12 protein-coding genes are annotated in these 13,154 nt (G+C 74.7%); 9 read left to right on the top strand and 3 right to left on the bottom strand.

What is annotated here, in order from left to right; all coding sequences use genetic code 11:
- Nucleotides 1–69 precede the first annotated feature (69 nt).
- Together IIE03_RS04710 and IIE03_RS04705 are read left to right on the top strand one after the other, a co-directional pair.
- Complete coding sequence (locus IIE03_RS04710) at nucleotides 70–735, top strand: response regulator transcription factor (RefSeq protein ID WP_192861581.1); 666 nt, start codon at nucleotides 70–72, stop codon at nucleotides 733–735.
- Nucleotides 732–1,973, top strand: a complete 1,242-nt coding sequence (locus tag IIE03_RS04705) for a sensor histidine kinase (protein ID WP_192861580.1) — start codon at nucleotides 732–734, stop codon at nucleotides 1,971–1,973. The genes IIE03_RS04710 and IIE03_RS04705 overlap by 4 nt, the downstream gene beginning before the upstream one ends.
- 77 nt (nucleotides 1,974–2,050) lie before the next feature.
- Here IIE03_RS04705 and IIE03_RS04700 read toward each other — a convergent pair whose 3' ends face one another.
- Nucleotides 2,051–3,019, bottom strand: a complete 969-nt coding sequence (locus IIE03_RS04700; RefSeq protein WP_192861579.1) for an oxidoreductase — start codon at nucleotides 3,017–3,019, stop codon at nucleotides 2,051–2,053.
- A 96-nt stretch (nucleotides 3,020–3,115) separates the two neighbouring features.
- Between IIE03_RS04700 and IIE03_RS04695 the strand changes: the two genes are divergently transcribed.
- Nucleotides 3,116–3,805 carry a response regulator transcription factor gene (locus IIE03_RS04695; protein ID WP_192861578.1) on the top strand — a complete coding sequence of 230 codons (690 nt, stop codon included), beginning with the start codon at nucleotides 3,116–3,118 and terminating at the stop codon, nucleotides 3,803–3,805.
- Here the strand turns inward: IIE03_RS04695 and IIE03_RS04690 are convergent.
- Nucleotides 3,802–5,334: an aminotransferase-like domain-containing protein gene (locus IIE03_RS04690; protein ID WP_318842805.1), complete on the bottom strand. Its 1,533-nt coding sequence runs from the start codon at nucleotides 5,332–5,334 to the stop codon at nucleotides 3,802–3,804. The genes IIE03_RS04695 and IIE03_RS04690 overlap by 4 nt on opposite strands.
- A 57-nt stretch (nucleotides 5,335–5,391) precedes the next feature.
- Here IIE03_RS04690 and IIE03_RS04685 point away from each other — a divergent pair, with 57 nt between their 5' ends.
- Nucleotides 5,392–6,519, top strand: a complete 1,128-nt coding sequence (locus tag IIE03_RS04685) for a DMT family transporter (RefSeq protein WP_192861577.1) — start codon at nucleotides 5,392–5,394, stop codon at nucleotides 6,517–6,519.
- On the opposite strand, the gene IIE03_RS04680 is transcribed toward IIE03_RS04685, so the two are convergent.
- Complete coding sequence (locus tag IIE03_RS04680) at nucleotides 6,435–7,946, bottom strand: replication-associated recombination protein A (RefSeq protein WP_192861576.1); 1,512 nt, start codon at nucleotides 7,944–7,946, stop codon at nucleotides 6,435–6,437. The two genes, IIE03_RS04685 and IIE03_RS04680, sit on opposite strands and share 85 nt — an antisense overlap.
- Before the next feature lie 290 nt (nucleotides 7,947–8,236).
- Here IIE03_RS04680 and rpsD point away from each other — a divergent pair, with 290 nt between their 5' ends.
- The 5 genes from rpsD (at nucleotide 8,237) to ruvX (ending at nucleotide 13,136) form a co-directional block, all read left to right on the top strand.
- On the top strand, nucleotides 8,237–8,863 hold the full coding sequence (rpsD, locus tag IIE03_RS04675) for a 30S ribosomal protein S4 (RefSeq protein WP_192861575.1): 627 nt from the start codon (nucleotides 8,237–8,239) through the stop codon (nucleotides 8,861–8,863).
- 92 nt (nucleotides 8,864–8,955) lie between these two features.
- On the top strand, nucleotides 8,956–9,390 hold the full coding sequence (locus IIE03_RS04670) for a DUF948 domain-containing protein (RefSeq protein WP_192861574.1): 435 nt from the start codon (nucleotides 8,956–8,958) through the stop codon (nucleotides 9,388–9,390).
- Nucleotides 9,387–9,686: a hypothetical protein gene (locus IIE03_RS04665; protein ID WP_192861573.1), complete on the top strand. Its 300-nt coding sequence runs from the start codon at nucleotides 9,387–9,389 to the stop codon at nucleotides 9,684–9,686. The genes IIE03_RS04670 and IIE03_RS04665 overlap by 4 nt, the downstream gene beginning before the upstream one ends.
- A gap of 238 nt (nucleotides 9,687–9,924) precedes the next feature.
- Nucleotides 9,925–12,621, top strand: coding sequence for an alanine--tRNA ligase (alaS, locus tag IIE03_RS04660; protein WP_192861572.1), 2,697 nt, complete (start codon nucleotides 9,925–9,927; stop codon nucleotides 12,619–12,621).
- Nucleotides 12,621–13,136, top strand: a complete 516-nt coding sequence (gene ruvX, locus IIE03_RS04655; protein ID WP_192861571.1) for a Holliday junction resolvase RuvX — start codon at nucleotides 12,621–12,623, stop codon at nucleotides 13,134–13,136. The genes alaS and ruvX overlap by 1 nt, the downstream gene beginning before the upstream one ends.
- Nucleotides 13,137–13,154: the final 18 nt, after the last annotated feature.

Genomic DNA, 13,154 nt, shown 5'->3' with positions numbered 1-13,154 from the left:
TGCCGGGCGGGACCGGATGGGACGAGCCGGACGTGACGAACCGGGCGGGACGAAGGAGGGACGGCGCGAGTGCGTGTGCTGATCGTGGAGGACGAGGAGTTCATGGCCGAGGTCGTCCAGCGCGGCCTGCGCCGGGAGGGGATCTCGGCCGACGTCGCCCAGGACGGCGAGGCCGCGCTGGAGAAGCTGTCGGTCAGCGGGTACGACGTCGTCGTCCTCGACCGCGACCTGCCCGGCGTGCACGGCGACGACGTGTGCCGCCGCACCGTCGCCGAGCACCCCGAGGTGCGGATCCTCATGCTGACCGCCGCGGGGCGGCTGGGCGACAAGGTGACCGGCCTCGGGCTCGGCGCCGACGACTACCTGCCCAAGCCCTTCGACTTCCCCGAACTCGTGGCGCGGATCAGGGCGCTGTACCGGCGTAGCACCCCCGCCCAGGCCCCGCTGCTGAGGTACGCGGACGTCATCCTCGACACGCACCGCCGCCGGGTCGAGCGCGCGGGCCGCGAGGTCAGGCTCACGCCGAAGGAGCTCGCCGTCCTGGAACTCCTCATGCGGGCCGACGGCGGCGTCCTCAGCGCCGAGTACCTCCTGGAGAAGGCGTGGGACGAGGCCGCCGACCCGTTCACGAACGCCGTCCGGCTCGTCATCCACACGCTGCGTCGCAAGCTCGGCGGCCCCCAGCTCGTGCACACCGCGATCAGCGCGGGCTACTACCTGGCGACGGAGCCGTGAGCGGCGCCCGCCGGCTCAGCATCCACGTGCGGATCTGGGCGGGGTTCGCCCTGGTCCTCGTGGTCTCGGGCGGCCTGATCGTGGCGGCCGTCTACCTCGGGATGCGCTACCTGCCGTCCTACGACCTGGGTGCGATCCAGATCGTCGCGGCGGAACACGTCGAGGACGCCCCCACGGTCGCGCCGGTCTCGCCGTCCCCGGCATCGTCGCCGTCGCCGTACGCGAGAGCGGCGACGGTCCTCGTCCGCTCGAAGGAGGACGTCTGGGCGACCGTGCTCACCGTGTCCCTGACCGGCGCGGCGCTGGTCGGCGCGCTCGGGCTCGCCGCCGGCTGGCTGCTGACCCGCCGCCTGCTGGCACCGCTGGGCGACATCAGCCGGGCCGCCGCCCGGGCCGGTGAGGGCGACCTGGCGTACCGCATCGGCGCGGACGGCCCCGACGACGAGCTGCGGCAGCTCGCCGACACCTTCGACCTCACCCTCGCCCGCCTCGAGCGATCCTTCGAGGCGCACCGGCGATTCGCCGCCAACGCCTCCCACGAACTCCTCACCCCGCTCGCCGCCACCCGCACCGCTCTCCAGGTCGCCGGGGACGACGACGCGGAACTGGGCCGCATCGCGCCCCGCCTGCGGGCCGCCAACGAACGCAGCATCGAGATCGTGCACGGGCTGCTGCAACTCGCCAACGCGGAACATGCCGAGCTCGACGCCGCACCGGTGGATCTCGCCGCCCTCGCCGGGGAGGCGTGCGCGGAGGCCCGCGAGGAGGCGGCAGCGGCCGGCCTGCGGATGACGGCCGCCCTGGAGGCGGGGAGTCTCGTCGCGGGCAGTTCCGTGCTGCTCCGGCAGCTGCTGGCGAACCTGGTCGGGAACGCGGTGCGGCACAACACGGCCGGCGGCCGGGTACGCGTCGCGGTCGACGGCGACGTCGCGGGAGGCCGCACGGGGACGGCGGACCGCGGCGCGGCGCCGGGCGGCGGCACCGTGACGCTGGAGGTCGCCAACACCGGACCGCTGCTCGACGCCGCGGAGGTGGACCGCCTGTTCGAGCCGTTCCACCGGGCCGACTCGCGCGTGCGCAGCGACCGGTCCGGGCACGGCCTGGGGCTGGCGATCGCCCGCGCGGTCGTCGTCGCGCACCACGGGACGATCACCGCGACCGCGCGGCCGGAGGGAGGACTGGTCGTCCGGGTGACCCTTCCCGGCGCCGGCGTGCCGGAACGCCCGGGTCAGGGCTGAGCCGGTGTCCGGGCCCGCCGGAGCGCCCGGGCCCGGACACCGGCTCGCGTACCGCCGGGTCTCCCGCACCGGCCCCGTCAGCCGGGGGGAGCGATCGCGTCGAGCCGCGCGAGGTCGTCCTCCGTGAGGGTCAGCGCCCCGGCGGCGACGTTCTCCTCCAGGTGCGCGAGGCTGCCCGTGCCGGGGATCGCGATCACGTGCGGCCCGCGGTGCAGGGTCCAGGCGAGCCGGACCTGGGCCGGCGTGGCGCCGCGGGCCTCCGCGACGGCGGCGACCTCCGCCTCGCCGGTCGCGTCGCCGCCGCCCGGGACGGCGCCGGGGACGGCGGCGCCGACGGAGAAGAACGGCACGAACGCGATGCCGTGCTCGCCGGTCAGCGCGACGAGGTCGTCGTCGGCGCGCTCCGTGAGGCCGTAGCGGTTCTGCACCTCGACGACGGGCGTGATCGCCATCGCCTCGGTGAGCTGCTCGGCCGACACGTTGGACACGCCGATGTGCGCGAGCAGCCCGGCGTCGCGCAGCTCCGTGAGCGCTCCGACGTGCTCGGCCACGGACCCGGGCTCCTTGCCGAGGCCCGAGCCCCAGCGCAGGTTCACGACGGCAAGGTGGTCGACGCCGAGCTGGCGGACGTTCTCCTCGACCTGGAGGCGCAGTTCCTCGGGGCGGGCGTACGGCTCGAACTCACCCGCGCGGGAGCGTCCCGGACCCACCTTCGTGGCGATGACCAGGTCGTCCCGATAGGGGTAGAGGGCGGTGCCGATGAGCTCGTTGGCGGAGCGGGTCGGCAGGAAGTAGAAGGCGGCCGTGTCGATGTGGTTCACGCCGAGCTCGACCGCCCGGCGCAGGACGGCGATCGCCGTGTCCCGGTCGCGGGGCTTCTCGTCCCACGGCATGCCGGTCAGGCGCATCGCCCCGAAGCCGATCCGGTTGATCTCGCGGCCCCCGAGGCGCCAGGTGCCCGCGGCCGCCGCGGTGGGCGTGGTGCGGGTCGTGGGCGTGGTGGGTGTGGCGGTCGGTGCGTCGGTCGTCGTGTCGTTCGTCGTCATGGCATCAGCGTGCGGCGTCCGCGGCCGGAATCTGCGGCGTCGGCAGGTTGTTGCCACGGCTGGACCGACCTCGCCGCGGGCAGGAGAGTGGGCGACATGCCGAGTACAGCCAGGACCACCGACGGCGGCGTCACCGTCGTGCGCGGTGAGGAGGAGGTGTTCCGCCGCACGGCGCACCTGTTCGCCGACGCGACGAGCATCACCTGCGCCGCGAACACCCTCTCGTCGTGGGGGTGGACGAACGGCCCGCGCGTGATCGCGGACGGCTCCCCGCACGATCGACGGGTCCCGCCGCGGCGCCGCGACGCCCGGATCCGCAAGGTCTACCGCTCTGGCATGCTCCTCGATCCCTCCTGGCCCCAGCGGATGGCGACGGTGCTGGAGCACCCGGGCGCCGAGGTGCGGATCTCCACCGACGAGGTGAACGAGACCATCATCCTCGACGGCCGGCTGGCGATCCTCGCCGGCGACCAGCGCTCCGGTGAGCGTAGCTACAGCCTGATCACCCGGCGCGAGACCGTCCACGGCATCAGCGCGCTGTTCGAGGCCGCCTGGCGGTCGGCCACCGACCTGGACGTGTACGACGCCGGAGCCGCGGAGATCCGGCGCCTCGCACCCCAGGTGCTGGACCTGCTCGGCCGGGGCGTCAAGGACGAGGCCGCCGCCCGGGAGCTGGGGCTGGGTGTGCGCACCTACCGGCGCCGGGTGGCGGAGCTCATGGCCGCGCTCGGCGCGGACTCCCGGTTCCAGGCCGGGGTGCGGGCCCGGGAGCTCGGCCTCGTCTAGGACCGCCGGCCCAGTGCCGCCGCCAGGCGCGCCACCGCCTCCCGCAGCCGGTCCGGGCCCGCGGCCGCGTACCCGATGACGAGCCCGGGCGGCCCGGCGCCGTGACGGTGCGACGACAGCGGGTGCACGGTGACGCCGGCCCGTTCCGCCCGGGCGGCGAGCGCGGCGTCGTCGACGTCGTCGGGCAGCGTGACCAGCAGGTGCAGGCCCGCCGCGACGCCGTGCACCGCCGCGTCCGGCAGGTGTGCGGCGAGGGCCGCGAGCAGGGCGTCGCGGCGCGCGCGATGGCGGCGCCGCACCTGGCGCAGGTGCCGGTCGAACGCCCCCGACGTGATGAAGTGCGCCAGCGCGAGCTGCGGCAGGGCGGGGCTCGCGAGGTCCGTCCAGTAGCGGGCCTCGGTCAGCTCCGCGCGCATCGGCGCGGGCGCCAGCATCCAGCCCAGCCGGAGGGCGGGCGCCAGCGACTTGGACACGCTGCCCAGGTGCACCACCCGGTCCGGCGCCAGGGCACGCAGGGCGGGCACGGGCGGGCGGTCGTAGCGGTGCTCGGCGTCGTAGTCGTCCTCGATCACCAGCCGGGAAGGGAACGCGGCGGCCGCCGGGGTGCGCACGTGCGGTGCCGTGGCCCGGGCCGACGCGCGGGCCCAGGCAACCAGTGCGCGACGGCGCCCCGGGGCGAGGGCCACACCGGTGGGGAACTGGTGCGCGGGCGTGACCAGCACGGCATCGAGGGCGGTGGTGTCGAGGGCGGCGACGTCGAGACCGCCGTCGTCCACCGGCACCGAGACCGGCTCGAGGCCCCACCGGCGCAGGTGCTCGCGCGCGCCGCGCGATCCGGGGTCCTCGAAGCCGATCCGGGTGATCCCGTGGCCGCGGAGCACCGTCGCGAGCAGGACCAGGCCCTGTGCCACGCCGTTGGTGACCAGGATCTCGTCGGGGTGCGCGCGCACGCCGCGGGTGCGGGCGAGCCATCCGGCGAGGGCCTCGCGGAGCGCGGGGAGGCCGCGGGGGTCGCCGTAGCCGAGGTCGGCGGACGCGAGGCCGTTCAGCGCCGCCCGCTCCGCGCGTGCCCAGGCGGCGCGGGGGAACGCGGACAGGTCGGGGAGGCCGGGGGAGAGGTCGATCCGCCCGGCCACCGGCCGGGCGCCCGGTGGCGCGGCGGTGTTCGGCGGCTGTGTGCGCGATGGCGGGGTGTTCGACGGCGGGGTGTTCGACGGCGGGGACCCCGACGTCTCGGGCGGTGCCGACGGTGCGGGCAGCCAGTCCGTGCGCACCGTCGTTCCGCCGCCGCGGCGGCCGGACAGCAGGCCCTCGTCCGTCAGCCGCTGATAGGCCTCTACGACGACGCCGCGGGAGCAGTCGAGCTGGCCGGCCAGCACCCGCGTGGCGGGCAGCCGGTCGCCGGCCGCGAGCCGGCCGTCGCGCACGGCGTCCCGCAGCTCGTCGGTGAGCCAGGCGGTCAGGCCGCCGGCGGGGGCACGAGCCGGATCGAGCTGGAGGAAGTCGGAGCCCGCCATCTTGGTCCTCACGATCGTGTCTGGCTTGGCCCTGTCGGGGATACCAATGTGTCACACAGGCTGTCGGGCATGACAGGGACGACGACCGGAGAAACGACGGTGGGTGCCACCTCGGCGGCCGGGGGCGCACAGGGTGCGACACCGGGCGCAGTGACGGTGCCGGATGCCGGGACGGGCCCAGGCCTACCGGGCGCGGGCAGCCAGGACGGAGTACGTGGGACCGGCATCCGCGGGACGGGCGGGCGCGGGATCGGCACGCGCCGGACCGGCGCGGTCTACGCCGCGCTCGGGATGGCGATGGTGGGCAGCCTGGTCGCCGTGTCGGGCACGTTCGACGACGCGCCGCTCTTCGCCGTCCAGGCGCTGCGGTACCTGCTGGCGGCCGCCATCCTCGCGCTGGTCCTGCGGGGAGCGGGGCGAGCCGCGCCCCGCCCGCGCGGGCGCGAATGGGCATGGCTCGCGGGCGTCGCCCTGAGCGGCCTGGTGCTGTTCAACGTCGCCGTCGTGCGCGGGGTCGAGCACGCCGAGCCGGCGGTGATCGGGGTGGCCGTCGCGGCGGTTCCCGTGCTCCTGGCGCTCGTCGGCCCGCTGGCGGCGCGGTCGTGGCCCGCGCCGGCGGTCGTGGCCGGTGCGGTGGTGGTGACCGCCGGTGCCGTCCTGGTCACCGGGGGCGGACGCACCGACGCCGCCGGTGTCGGCTACGCGCTGCTCACGCTCGTGTGCGAGGCCGGGTTCACCCTCCTGGCCGTGCCCGTGCTGCGCCGGCTCGGGCCGCACGGCGTCACCCTGCACGCCACCTGGATCGCCGCCGCCGGATTCGTCGTGCTCAGCCTGACGGCCGAGGGGCCCGCGGCCGTCCTGGCCCTGGAGCCGGACCACCTGCTGGCGACGCTGCACCTGGCGGTGTTCGTCACCGTCGTGGCGTTCCTGCTCTGGTACACGGCAGTGGGGCGCCTGGGGCCGGGCCGCGCCGGGCTGTTCACCGGCGTCGTTCCGGTCACGTCCGCGGTGGGTGGCGTGCTCCTCGGCGAGCCGGTCCCCGGTCCGGCGGTGTGGTTCGGGATCGTGGTGGTGGCGATCGGCGTGGGGGTCGGGATGCGGGCGGGTCCGGATCATTCCTCCGACCGCAGGATTCCCCGCACCCGGGCCAGGCGTTCGGAGACCTGGCGCTCGAACCCGCGGTCGCTGGGGGAGTAGTACTCCGTGCCCGCGAGCGAGTCGGGCAGGTACTGCTGCGGCGCCACGGCGTGCGGCCAGTCGTGCGCGTACCGGTAGTCCTTCCCGTGCCCGAGCCCCTCGGCGCCGGCGTAGTGGGCGTCGCGCAGGTGCATCGGCACCGTGCCGGCCTTGCCGGCCCGCACGTCCGCCAGCGCCGCGTCTCCGGCGAGGTACGCCGCGTTCGACTTCGGCGCGGTGGCCAGGTGCACCACGGCCTCCGCCAGCACGATGCGGCCCTCGGGCATGCCGATCATCTGCACCGCCTGCGCGGCGGCGACCGCCGTCTGGAGGGCGGACGGGTCGGCGACGCCGACGTCCTCCGCGGCGGAGATGATGAGCCGCCGGGCGATGAACCGCGGATCCTCCCCGGCCGCGACCATGCGCGCGAGGTAGTGCAGCGCGGCGTCGACGTCGGACCCGCGGATCGACTTGATGAACGCGCTGATCACGTCGTAGTGCTGGTCCCCGGCGCGGTCGTATTGCACGGCGGCGACGTCGACGGCGCGCTCGACGTCGGCCAGCCTGATCCGGGGCGGACCGTTCTCCGGGGAGGCGCTCGCAGCCGGCTCGTCGCCGGTTCCGTGGCCGTCGCCCCGGTCCCCGTCGGTTTCCCGGTCGTCGTCTGGTGCGGGCGTATCGTCCGTGCCGGGTTCGTCGCCGGTTCCGGGCTCGGGGCCCGCCCCGCGGTCGCCGTCGGACAGCACCGTCCCGGCCGCGGCCTCCAGGATGGTGAGCGCCTTGCGGGCGTCGCCGCCGGCGAGGCGGACCAGGTGTGCGGCGGCGTCGTCGGCGAGGGCGACGGAGCCGTCGAGGCCGCGCGGATCCGCGACCGCGCGCATCACGAGCTCGTGCACGTGCTCCGACGTGAGCGGCTTCAGGGTGAGCAGCAGGGAGCGGGACAGCAGCGGCGAGTTCACCGAGAACGACGGGTTCTCGGTGGTGGCGGCCACGAGCGTGACCCAGCGGTTCTCGACGGACGGCAGCAGCGCGTCCTGCTGGGTCTTGGAGAACCGGTGCACCTCGTCGACGAACAGCACGGTCTCCGAGCCGCCCGTGGCCAGCCGGCGCCGGGCGTCCTCGACGACCTGCCGCACGTCCTTGACCCCGGCCGTGACCGCCGAGAGCTCCACGAACCGGCGGCCCGACACGGTCGCGACGAGGTAGGCGAGCGTGGTCTTTCCCGTGCCGGGCGGCCCCCAGAGGATCACCGAGGACGGCGCGGAACGGGAGCTCGTCGCGTCGGCCGGCTCGATGAGCCGCCGCAGCGGGGAGCCGGCCTCGAGCAGGTGCTCCTGCCCGGCGATCTCCGCGACGGACGCCGGGCGCATCCGCACGGCGAGGGGCGCGGCGTCGCTCACCTCGGGCGTGCCGCGCTCGGTGGTGGTCACCGCGGAGAACAGGTCCATGCCGCAACCCTATGCGGGGAGTCCGACACCGCCGCCACCGGCGGGACGGGCGGGGGAGGACGCCGTCGGGCACCTCACACCGGCGGCCTGGCCGGCCTGGGATAGGATGGTGCGGTTGCCTGACGGGCCCTGGGCCCGGACGGCGGCTCCCTGGGACCTCGGCCCCGAGACGCGCTCGCGGTTCGCCCGCGGCACGTCCGTCGGCTGGTCCCGCACCCGGCCGGTGCCCGTCCCCGGACGACGCCGGACCACGGGTGTGACCTATCAACCACGAAGGACAGGAACATCACGTGACCTCTGTCACCCGTTCGCGGCGCCAGGTTCGCCTGAGCCGCAAGCTCGGTCTTCCGCTCACGCCGAAGGCCGTCAAGCACTTCGAGAAGCGCCCGTACCCGCCCGGTGAGCACGGCCGTGCCCGTCGCCGCACCGAGTCGGACTACGCGGTGCGCCTGCGCGAGAAGCAGCGCCTGCGGGCGCAGTACGCCCTGCGGGAGAAGCAGCTCCTCAAGGTGTACGAGAACTCCCGCAAGCAGCCCGGCCTGACCGGTGAGGTCATGGTCGAGGACCTCGAGACCCGTCTCGACTCCCTCGTGCTGCGCGCCGGCTTCGGCCGCACCATCCTGCAGGCCCGCCAGATCGTGACCCACCGTCACATCCTGGTGGACGGCAAGATCGTGGACCGTCCGTCCTTCCGCGTGAAGGAGGGCCAGACCATCCAGGTGAAGCCGAAGAGCCAGGCCACCACGCCGTTCCAGGTCGCCGCCGCCGGCGCGCACCGTGACGTGCTGCCGGCCGTGCCCGGCTACCTCGACGTGCAGCTGGAGAAGCTGTCCGCGACGCTGACCCGCCGTCCGAAGCGCGCCGAGGTCCCCGTGACCTGCGACGTGCAGATGGTCGTCGAGTACTACGCCCGCTGACATCGCCCGCCGGCCTCCGGTCGGCCCGACACGCCCCGTCCGCGCCCTCGTGCCCGGGCGGGGCGTCGTCGTCCCACGTTAGGGTTGCGGCCATGACTTTCTCCCTCGGTGACGTGGCGGGACTGCTCGCGGCGATCGCGTTCCTGCTGCTCGTGGGTTTCCTGGCGTATCCACTGATCAAGCTCGGCCGGGTGCTGGAAGAGGCGCGGGCCGGCCTGCGCGAGGTGACCGAGCACTCCGTGCCCATCCTGGACGAGACCGCCACGGCCGTGGCCAGCGCCAACACGCAGCTCGAGAAGGTGGACGTCGTCACCACCAGCGCGGCGTCCGTCAGCGAGAACGTGAGCGCCCTGACCGGGCTCTACGCCGCCACCCTCGGTGGCCCGCTGGTGAAGGTGGCCGCGTTCTCGTACGGGGTGCGGCAGGCGTTCGCCAAGGCCACCGGACGGTACGACGGCGATCGTGGCGCGGACACCGCTCCCGGCAGCGGCCGGCACGCCGCGGCGCCCGAGGGCGGCGCCCGGTGAGGGCCCGGCTGTTCTGGATCGGCGTCGGCGTCGTGGTCACCGTCGTGGTGATCCGGCGCGGTCAGCGGCTCGCCGCGCGGTACACGCCGGCGAGCATGGCGGCCGCGGCGGGGGCCAGGGCGGTCGACGCCGCGGACGCCGCCGGGGTCCGGCTCGCGCGCGGCGCACGCGGGTTCGCCGGCGACTTCCGGGCCGCGCGGGCGCACCGGGAGGCGGAGCTCATGGCATCGCTCCTGTCCGACGGCGCCGGGGGCACGTACGACCTGGACGAGCTGCGCCGCCGAACCGCCCGCTGACCGGCCACCGCGGCACCGACCACCGGGGTGTCGCCCGGGCGGCCGTACGAGTGTCGACCACCCGCCGCACGGGCGTCGCGCCGTGGCCGGGCGGGATTTTCACGTGAGCCCGCGACGTTGTCCACACCGCACCACATTCAGTTTCGTCTTTCGTGCCCGGGCGCGGGAGACTGGGACCGCACAGACCGACTCCCGGCGCGCGGGCGCGCGCCGGCCCACGAGACAAGGACCGCGATAGATGCGCACCGCCGAGATCCGCAAGCGCTGGCTCGACTTCTTCGAGGCAAGGGGTCATGCGGTGGTGCCGTCCGCGTCGCTGATCAGCCCGGACCCCTCCACGCTGTTCACGATCGCGGGCATGGTGCCGTTCATCCCCTACATGACGGGCCAGCAGACGCCGCCGTGGAAGCGGGCCACGAGCGTGCAGAAGTGCGTGCGCACCCTCGACATCGACGAGGTCGGCAAGACCACCCGGCACGGCACGTTCTTCCAGATGAACGGCAACTTCTCCTTCGGGGACTACTTCAAGGAGGGGGCGATCCGGTACGCCTGGGAGTTCCTCACCGGCTCCCGGGAGGACGGCAACCTCGGGATCGACCCCGACCTGCTGTGGGTGACGGTGTACGAGACCGACGAGGAGGCCGTCACCCTCTGGAAGGAGGTCGCCGGTCTGCCCGACGAGCGCATCCAGCGCATGGGCAAGAAGACGAACTACTGGCACACCGGCCAGCCGGGCCCCGGCGGGCCCTGCTCCGAGATCTTCTACGACCGCGGCCCCGAGTACGGCGCCGAGGGCGGCCCCGCCGCCGACGAGGACCGGTACATCGAGATCTGGAACCTCGTGTTCATGCAGTACGCCCTCGACGACGTGAAGGCGAAGGACGACTTCAAGGTCGTGGGCGACCTCACGGCGAAGAACATCGACACCGGCATGGGGCTCGAACGCGTCGCGTTCCTGCTCCAGGGCGTCGACAACATGTACGAGATCGACGAGGTCCGCCCCGTCATCGACGCCACCGAGAAGCTGTCCGGCAAGAGGTACGGCGCCGACCACGACGACGACGTCCGCATGCGCGTCGTGGCCGACCACGTCCGCAGCGCCCTGATGATCATCGGCGACGGCGTGCGCCCCTCCAACGAGGGCCGCGGCTACGTGCTGCGCCGCCTGCTGCGCCGCTCCGTGCGGGCGATGCGCCTGCTCGGCGTGGAGGACGTCGCCCTGCCGTCGCTGCTGCCCGTCTCCAAGGACGCGATGAAGGCCTCCTACCCGGAGCTCGAGACGAACTTCGAGCAGATCTCCCAGGTCGCCTACGCCGAGGAGGAGGCGTTCCGCCGCACCCTCGCCGCCGGCACCACCATCCTGGACACCGCCGTGTCCAAGCTGAAGGCCGCCACGCCCGCCGGCGCGGGCTCCCTCGTGCTGGGCGGCGAGGCCGCGTTCCAGCTCCACGACACCTACGGCTTCCCGATCGACCTCACCCTGGAGATGGCCGCCGAACAGGGCGTGCGCGTCGACGAACAGGCGTTCCGCACGCTCATGCAGGAGCAGCGCGACCGCGCCCGCGCCGACGCGCTGGCCAAGCGCCACGGCAACGTCGACGTCGCCGCCTACGAGTCCGTCGCCCAGGGGCTGAGCGAGCCCGTCGAGTTCCTCGGCTACACCCAGCACGACGCCACGGTGCGGGTCGTGGGCCTGCTGTCCGGCGGTGCGGCCGCCCCCGCCGCCACCGCCCCCGCCGACGTGGAGGTGATCCTGGACCGCACCCCGTTCTACGCGGAGGCCGGCGGCCAGCTCGCCGACCAGGGCAGGATCGTGCTCGACGGCGGCGCCACGATCGAGGTCGACGACGTGCAGCGACCCGTCAAGGGATTGAGCGTGCACCGCGGCCGCCTCGTCGAGGGCACGGTCGCGCTCGGCGACCCGGGCACCGCCACCATCGACGCCGCCCGCCGCGTGGCGATCAGCAAGGCCCACTCGGCCACGCACATGATCCACAAGGCGCTGCACGAGCTGGTCGGCCCGGACCGCACGCAGGCCGGGTCGGAGAACGCCCCGAGCCGTATCCGGTTCGACTTCCGCTCCCCGCAGGCCGTGCCGGCCACCGCGCTCGGCGAGATCGAGGAGCGCGTCAACACGCTTCTCACCGAGAACCTCGAGGTCACCGACCAGCAGATGCCCCTGTCCCAGGCCAAGGCACTCGGCGCCATGGCCCTGTTCGGCGAGAAGTACGGCGACGTCGTGCGCGTCGTGTCGATCGGCGGGGACTGGTCCCGCGAACTGTGCGGCGGCACCCACGTGAAGCTGACCGGCGAGCTCGGCCGCGTGACGCTGCTGGGCGAGTCGTCCATCGGCTCGGGCGTGCGACGCGTCGACGCCCTCGTGGGCGACGGCGCGTACGGGTTCCAGGCCACGGAGCACGCCCTGGTCGGGCAGCTCACCGGCATGCTCAACGTCCGCCACGACGAGCTCGCCGACCGCGTCGGGTCGCTCATGACCCGGCTCAAGGACGCCGAGAAGGAACTCGCCACCCTGCGCCAGGCACAACTGCTCGCGATCGCCGGGAAGCTGGCCGCCGAGGCACCCCGTGTGGGCGACGTCCGCGTCGTCACGCACGACGCCGGCGAGGCCGCCGCCGACGGTCTGCGCGCCCTCGTGCTGGACGTACGGGCCCGTCTCGGCGAAGCCGAACCCGTCGTCGTCGCCGCGGGCGGCACGTCCGAGGGCCGGCCCGTCGTGGTGGTCGCCACCAACGAGGCCGCCCGCCGGGCCGGGCACAAGGCCGGGGACCTGGTGCGCGCCGCCGCGCGCACGCTGGGCGGCGGGGGCGGCGGCAAGCCCGACCTCGCCCAGGGCGGCGGCCAGGACCCGGCCAGGCTCGGCGAGGCGCTCGCGGGCGTCGCGGAGGGCGTGCGGCTGGCCACGGTCGGCGCCTGATGGGGGCGGAAGCCCGTCCGGACGCAGCCGGGCGGGCGCCCCTGCCCCGGGGCGCCCGCCTCGCGATCGACGTCGGCACGGCGCGTGTCGGCCTGGCGGCGAGCGATCCGGACGGCCTCGTGGCCACACCTGTCGAGACGGTGCCGCGCAAGCCCGAGCAGGCGGCGCTGCGTCGTATCGCGCAGGAGGCCGCGGAGCGGTTCGCGGCGGTGGTCTACGTCGGCCTGCCGAAGCACCTGAGCGGTGCGGAGGGCGCGTCGAGCGCGGACGCGCGCGCGTTCGCCGGCGGGCTCGTACGCGCGCTGGCGGACGCCGGGCAGGCGGCGACGGAGCTGCGGTTCGTGGACGAGCGGATGACCACGGTCACCGCCACGCAGGCGCTGCACGCGGCCGGGCGAACCACCCGGAAGCACCGATCCGTGATCGATCAGGCGGCTGCCGTTATCATTCTGCAATCCGCACTCGACGCCGAGCGGGCGACAGGGGCTCGTGCCGGCATCGGCGCCGAGGTGTAGACCGTGCACGACACGCAC

This window comes from Myceligenerans pegani, from assembly GCF_014892515.1.
In the GTDB taxonomy this organism is placed as follows: Bacteria; Actinomycetota; Actinomycetes; order Actinomycetales; family Cellulomonadaceae; genus Myceligenerans; species Myceligenerans pegani.
Note: the sequence above shows the minus strand (reverse complement) of the source record. Positions and strands in the feature narration are given on the sequence as shown.

Coding starts and splice junctions, on each gene's coding strand:
- IIE03_RS04700 (WP_192861579.1), bottom strand. CDS start 3,019: ATGACGACGAACGACACGACGACCGACGCACCGACCGCCACACCCACC.
- IIE03_RS04695 (WP_192861578.1), top strand. CDS start 3,116: ATGCCGAGTACAGCCAGGACCACCGACGGCGGCGTCACCGTCGTGCGC.
- IIE03_RS04685 (WP_192861577.1), top strand. CDS start 5,392: ATGACAGGGACGACGACCGGAGAAACGACGGTGGGTGCCACCTCGGCG.
- IIE03_RS04680 (WP_192861576.1), bottom strand. CDS start 7,946: ATGGACCTGTTCTCCGCGGTGACCACCACCGAGCGCGGCACGCCCGAG.
- IIE03_RS04670 (WP_192861574.1), top strand. CDS start 8,956: ATGACTTTCTCCCTCGGTGACGTGGCGGGACTGCTCGCGGCGATCGCG.
- alaS (WP_192861572.1), top strand. CDS start 9,925: ATGCGCACCGCCGAGATCCGCAAGCGCTGGCTCGACTTCTTCGAGGCA.
- ruvX (WP_192861571.1), top strand. CDS start 12,621: ATGGGGGCGGAAGCCCGTCCGGACGCAGCCGGGCGGGCGCCCCTGCCC.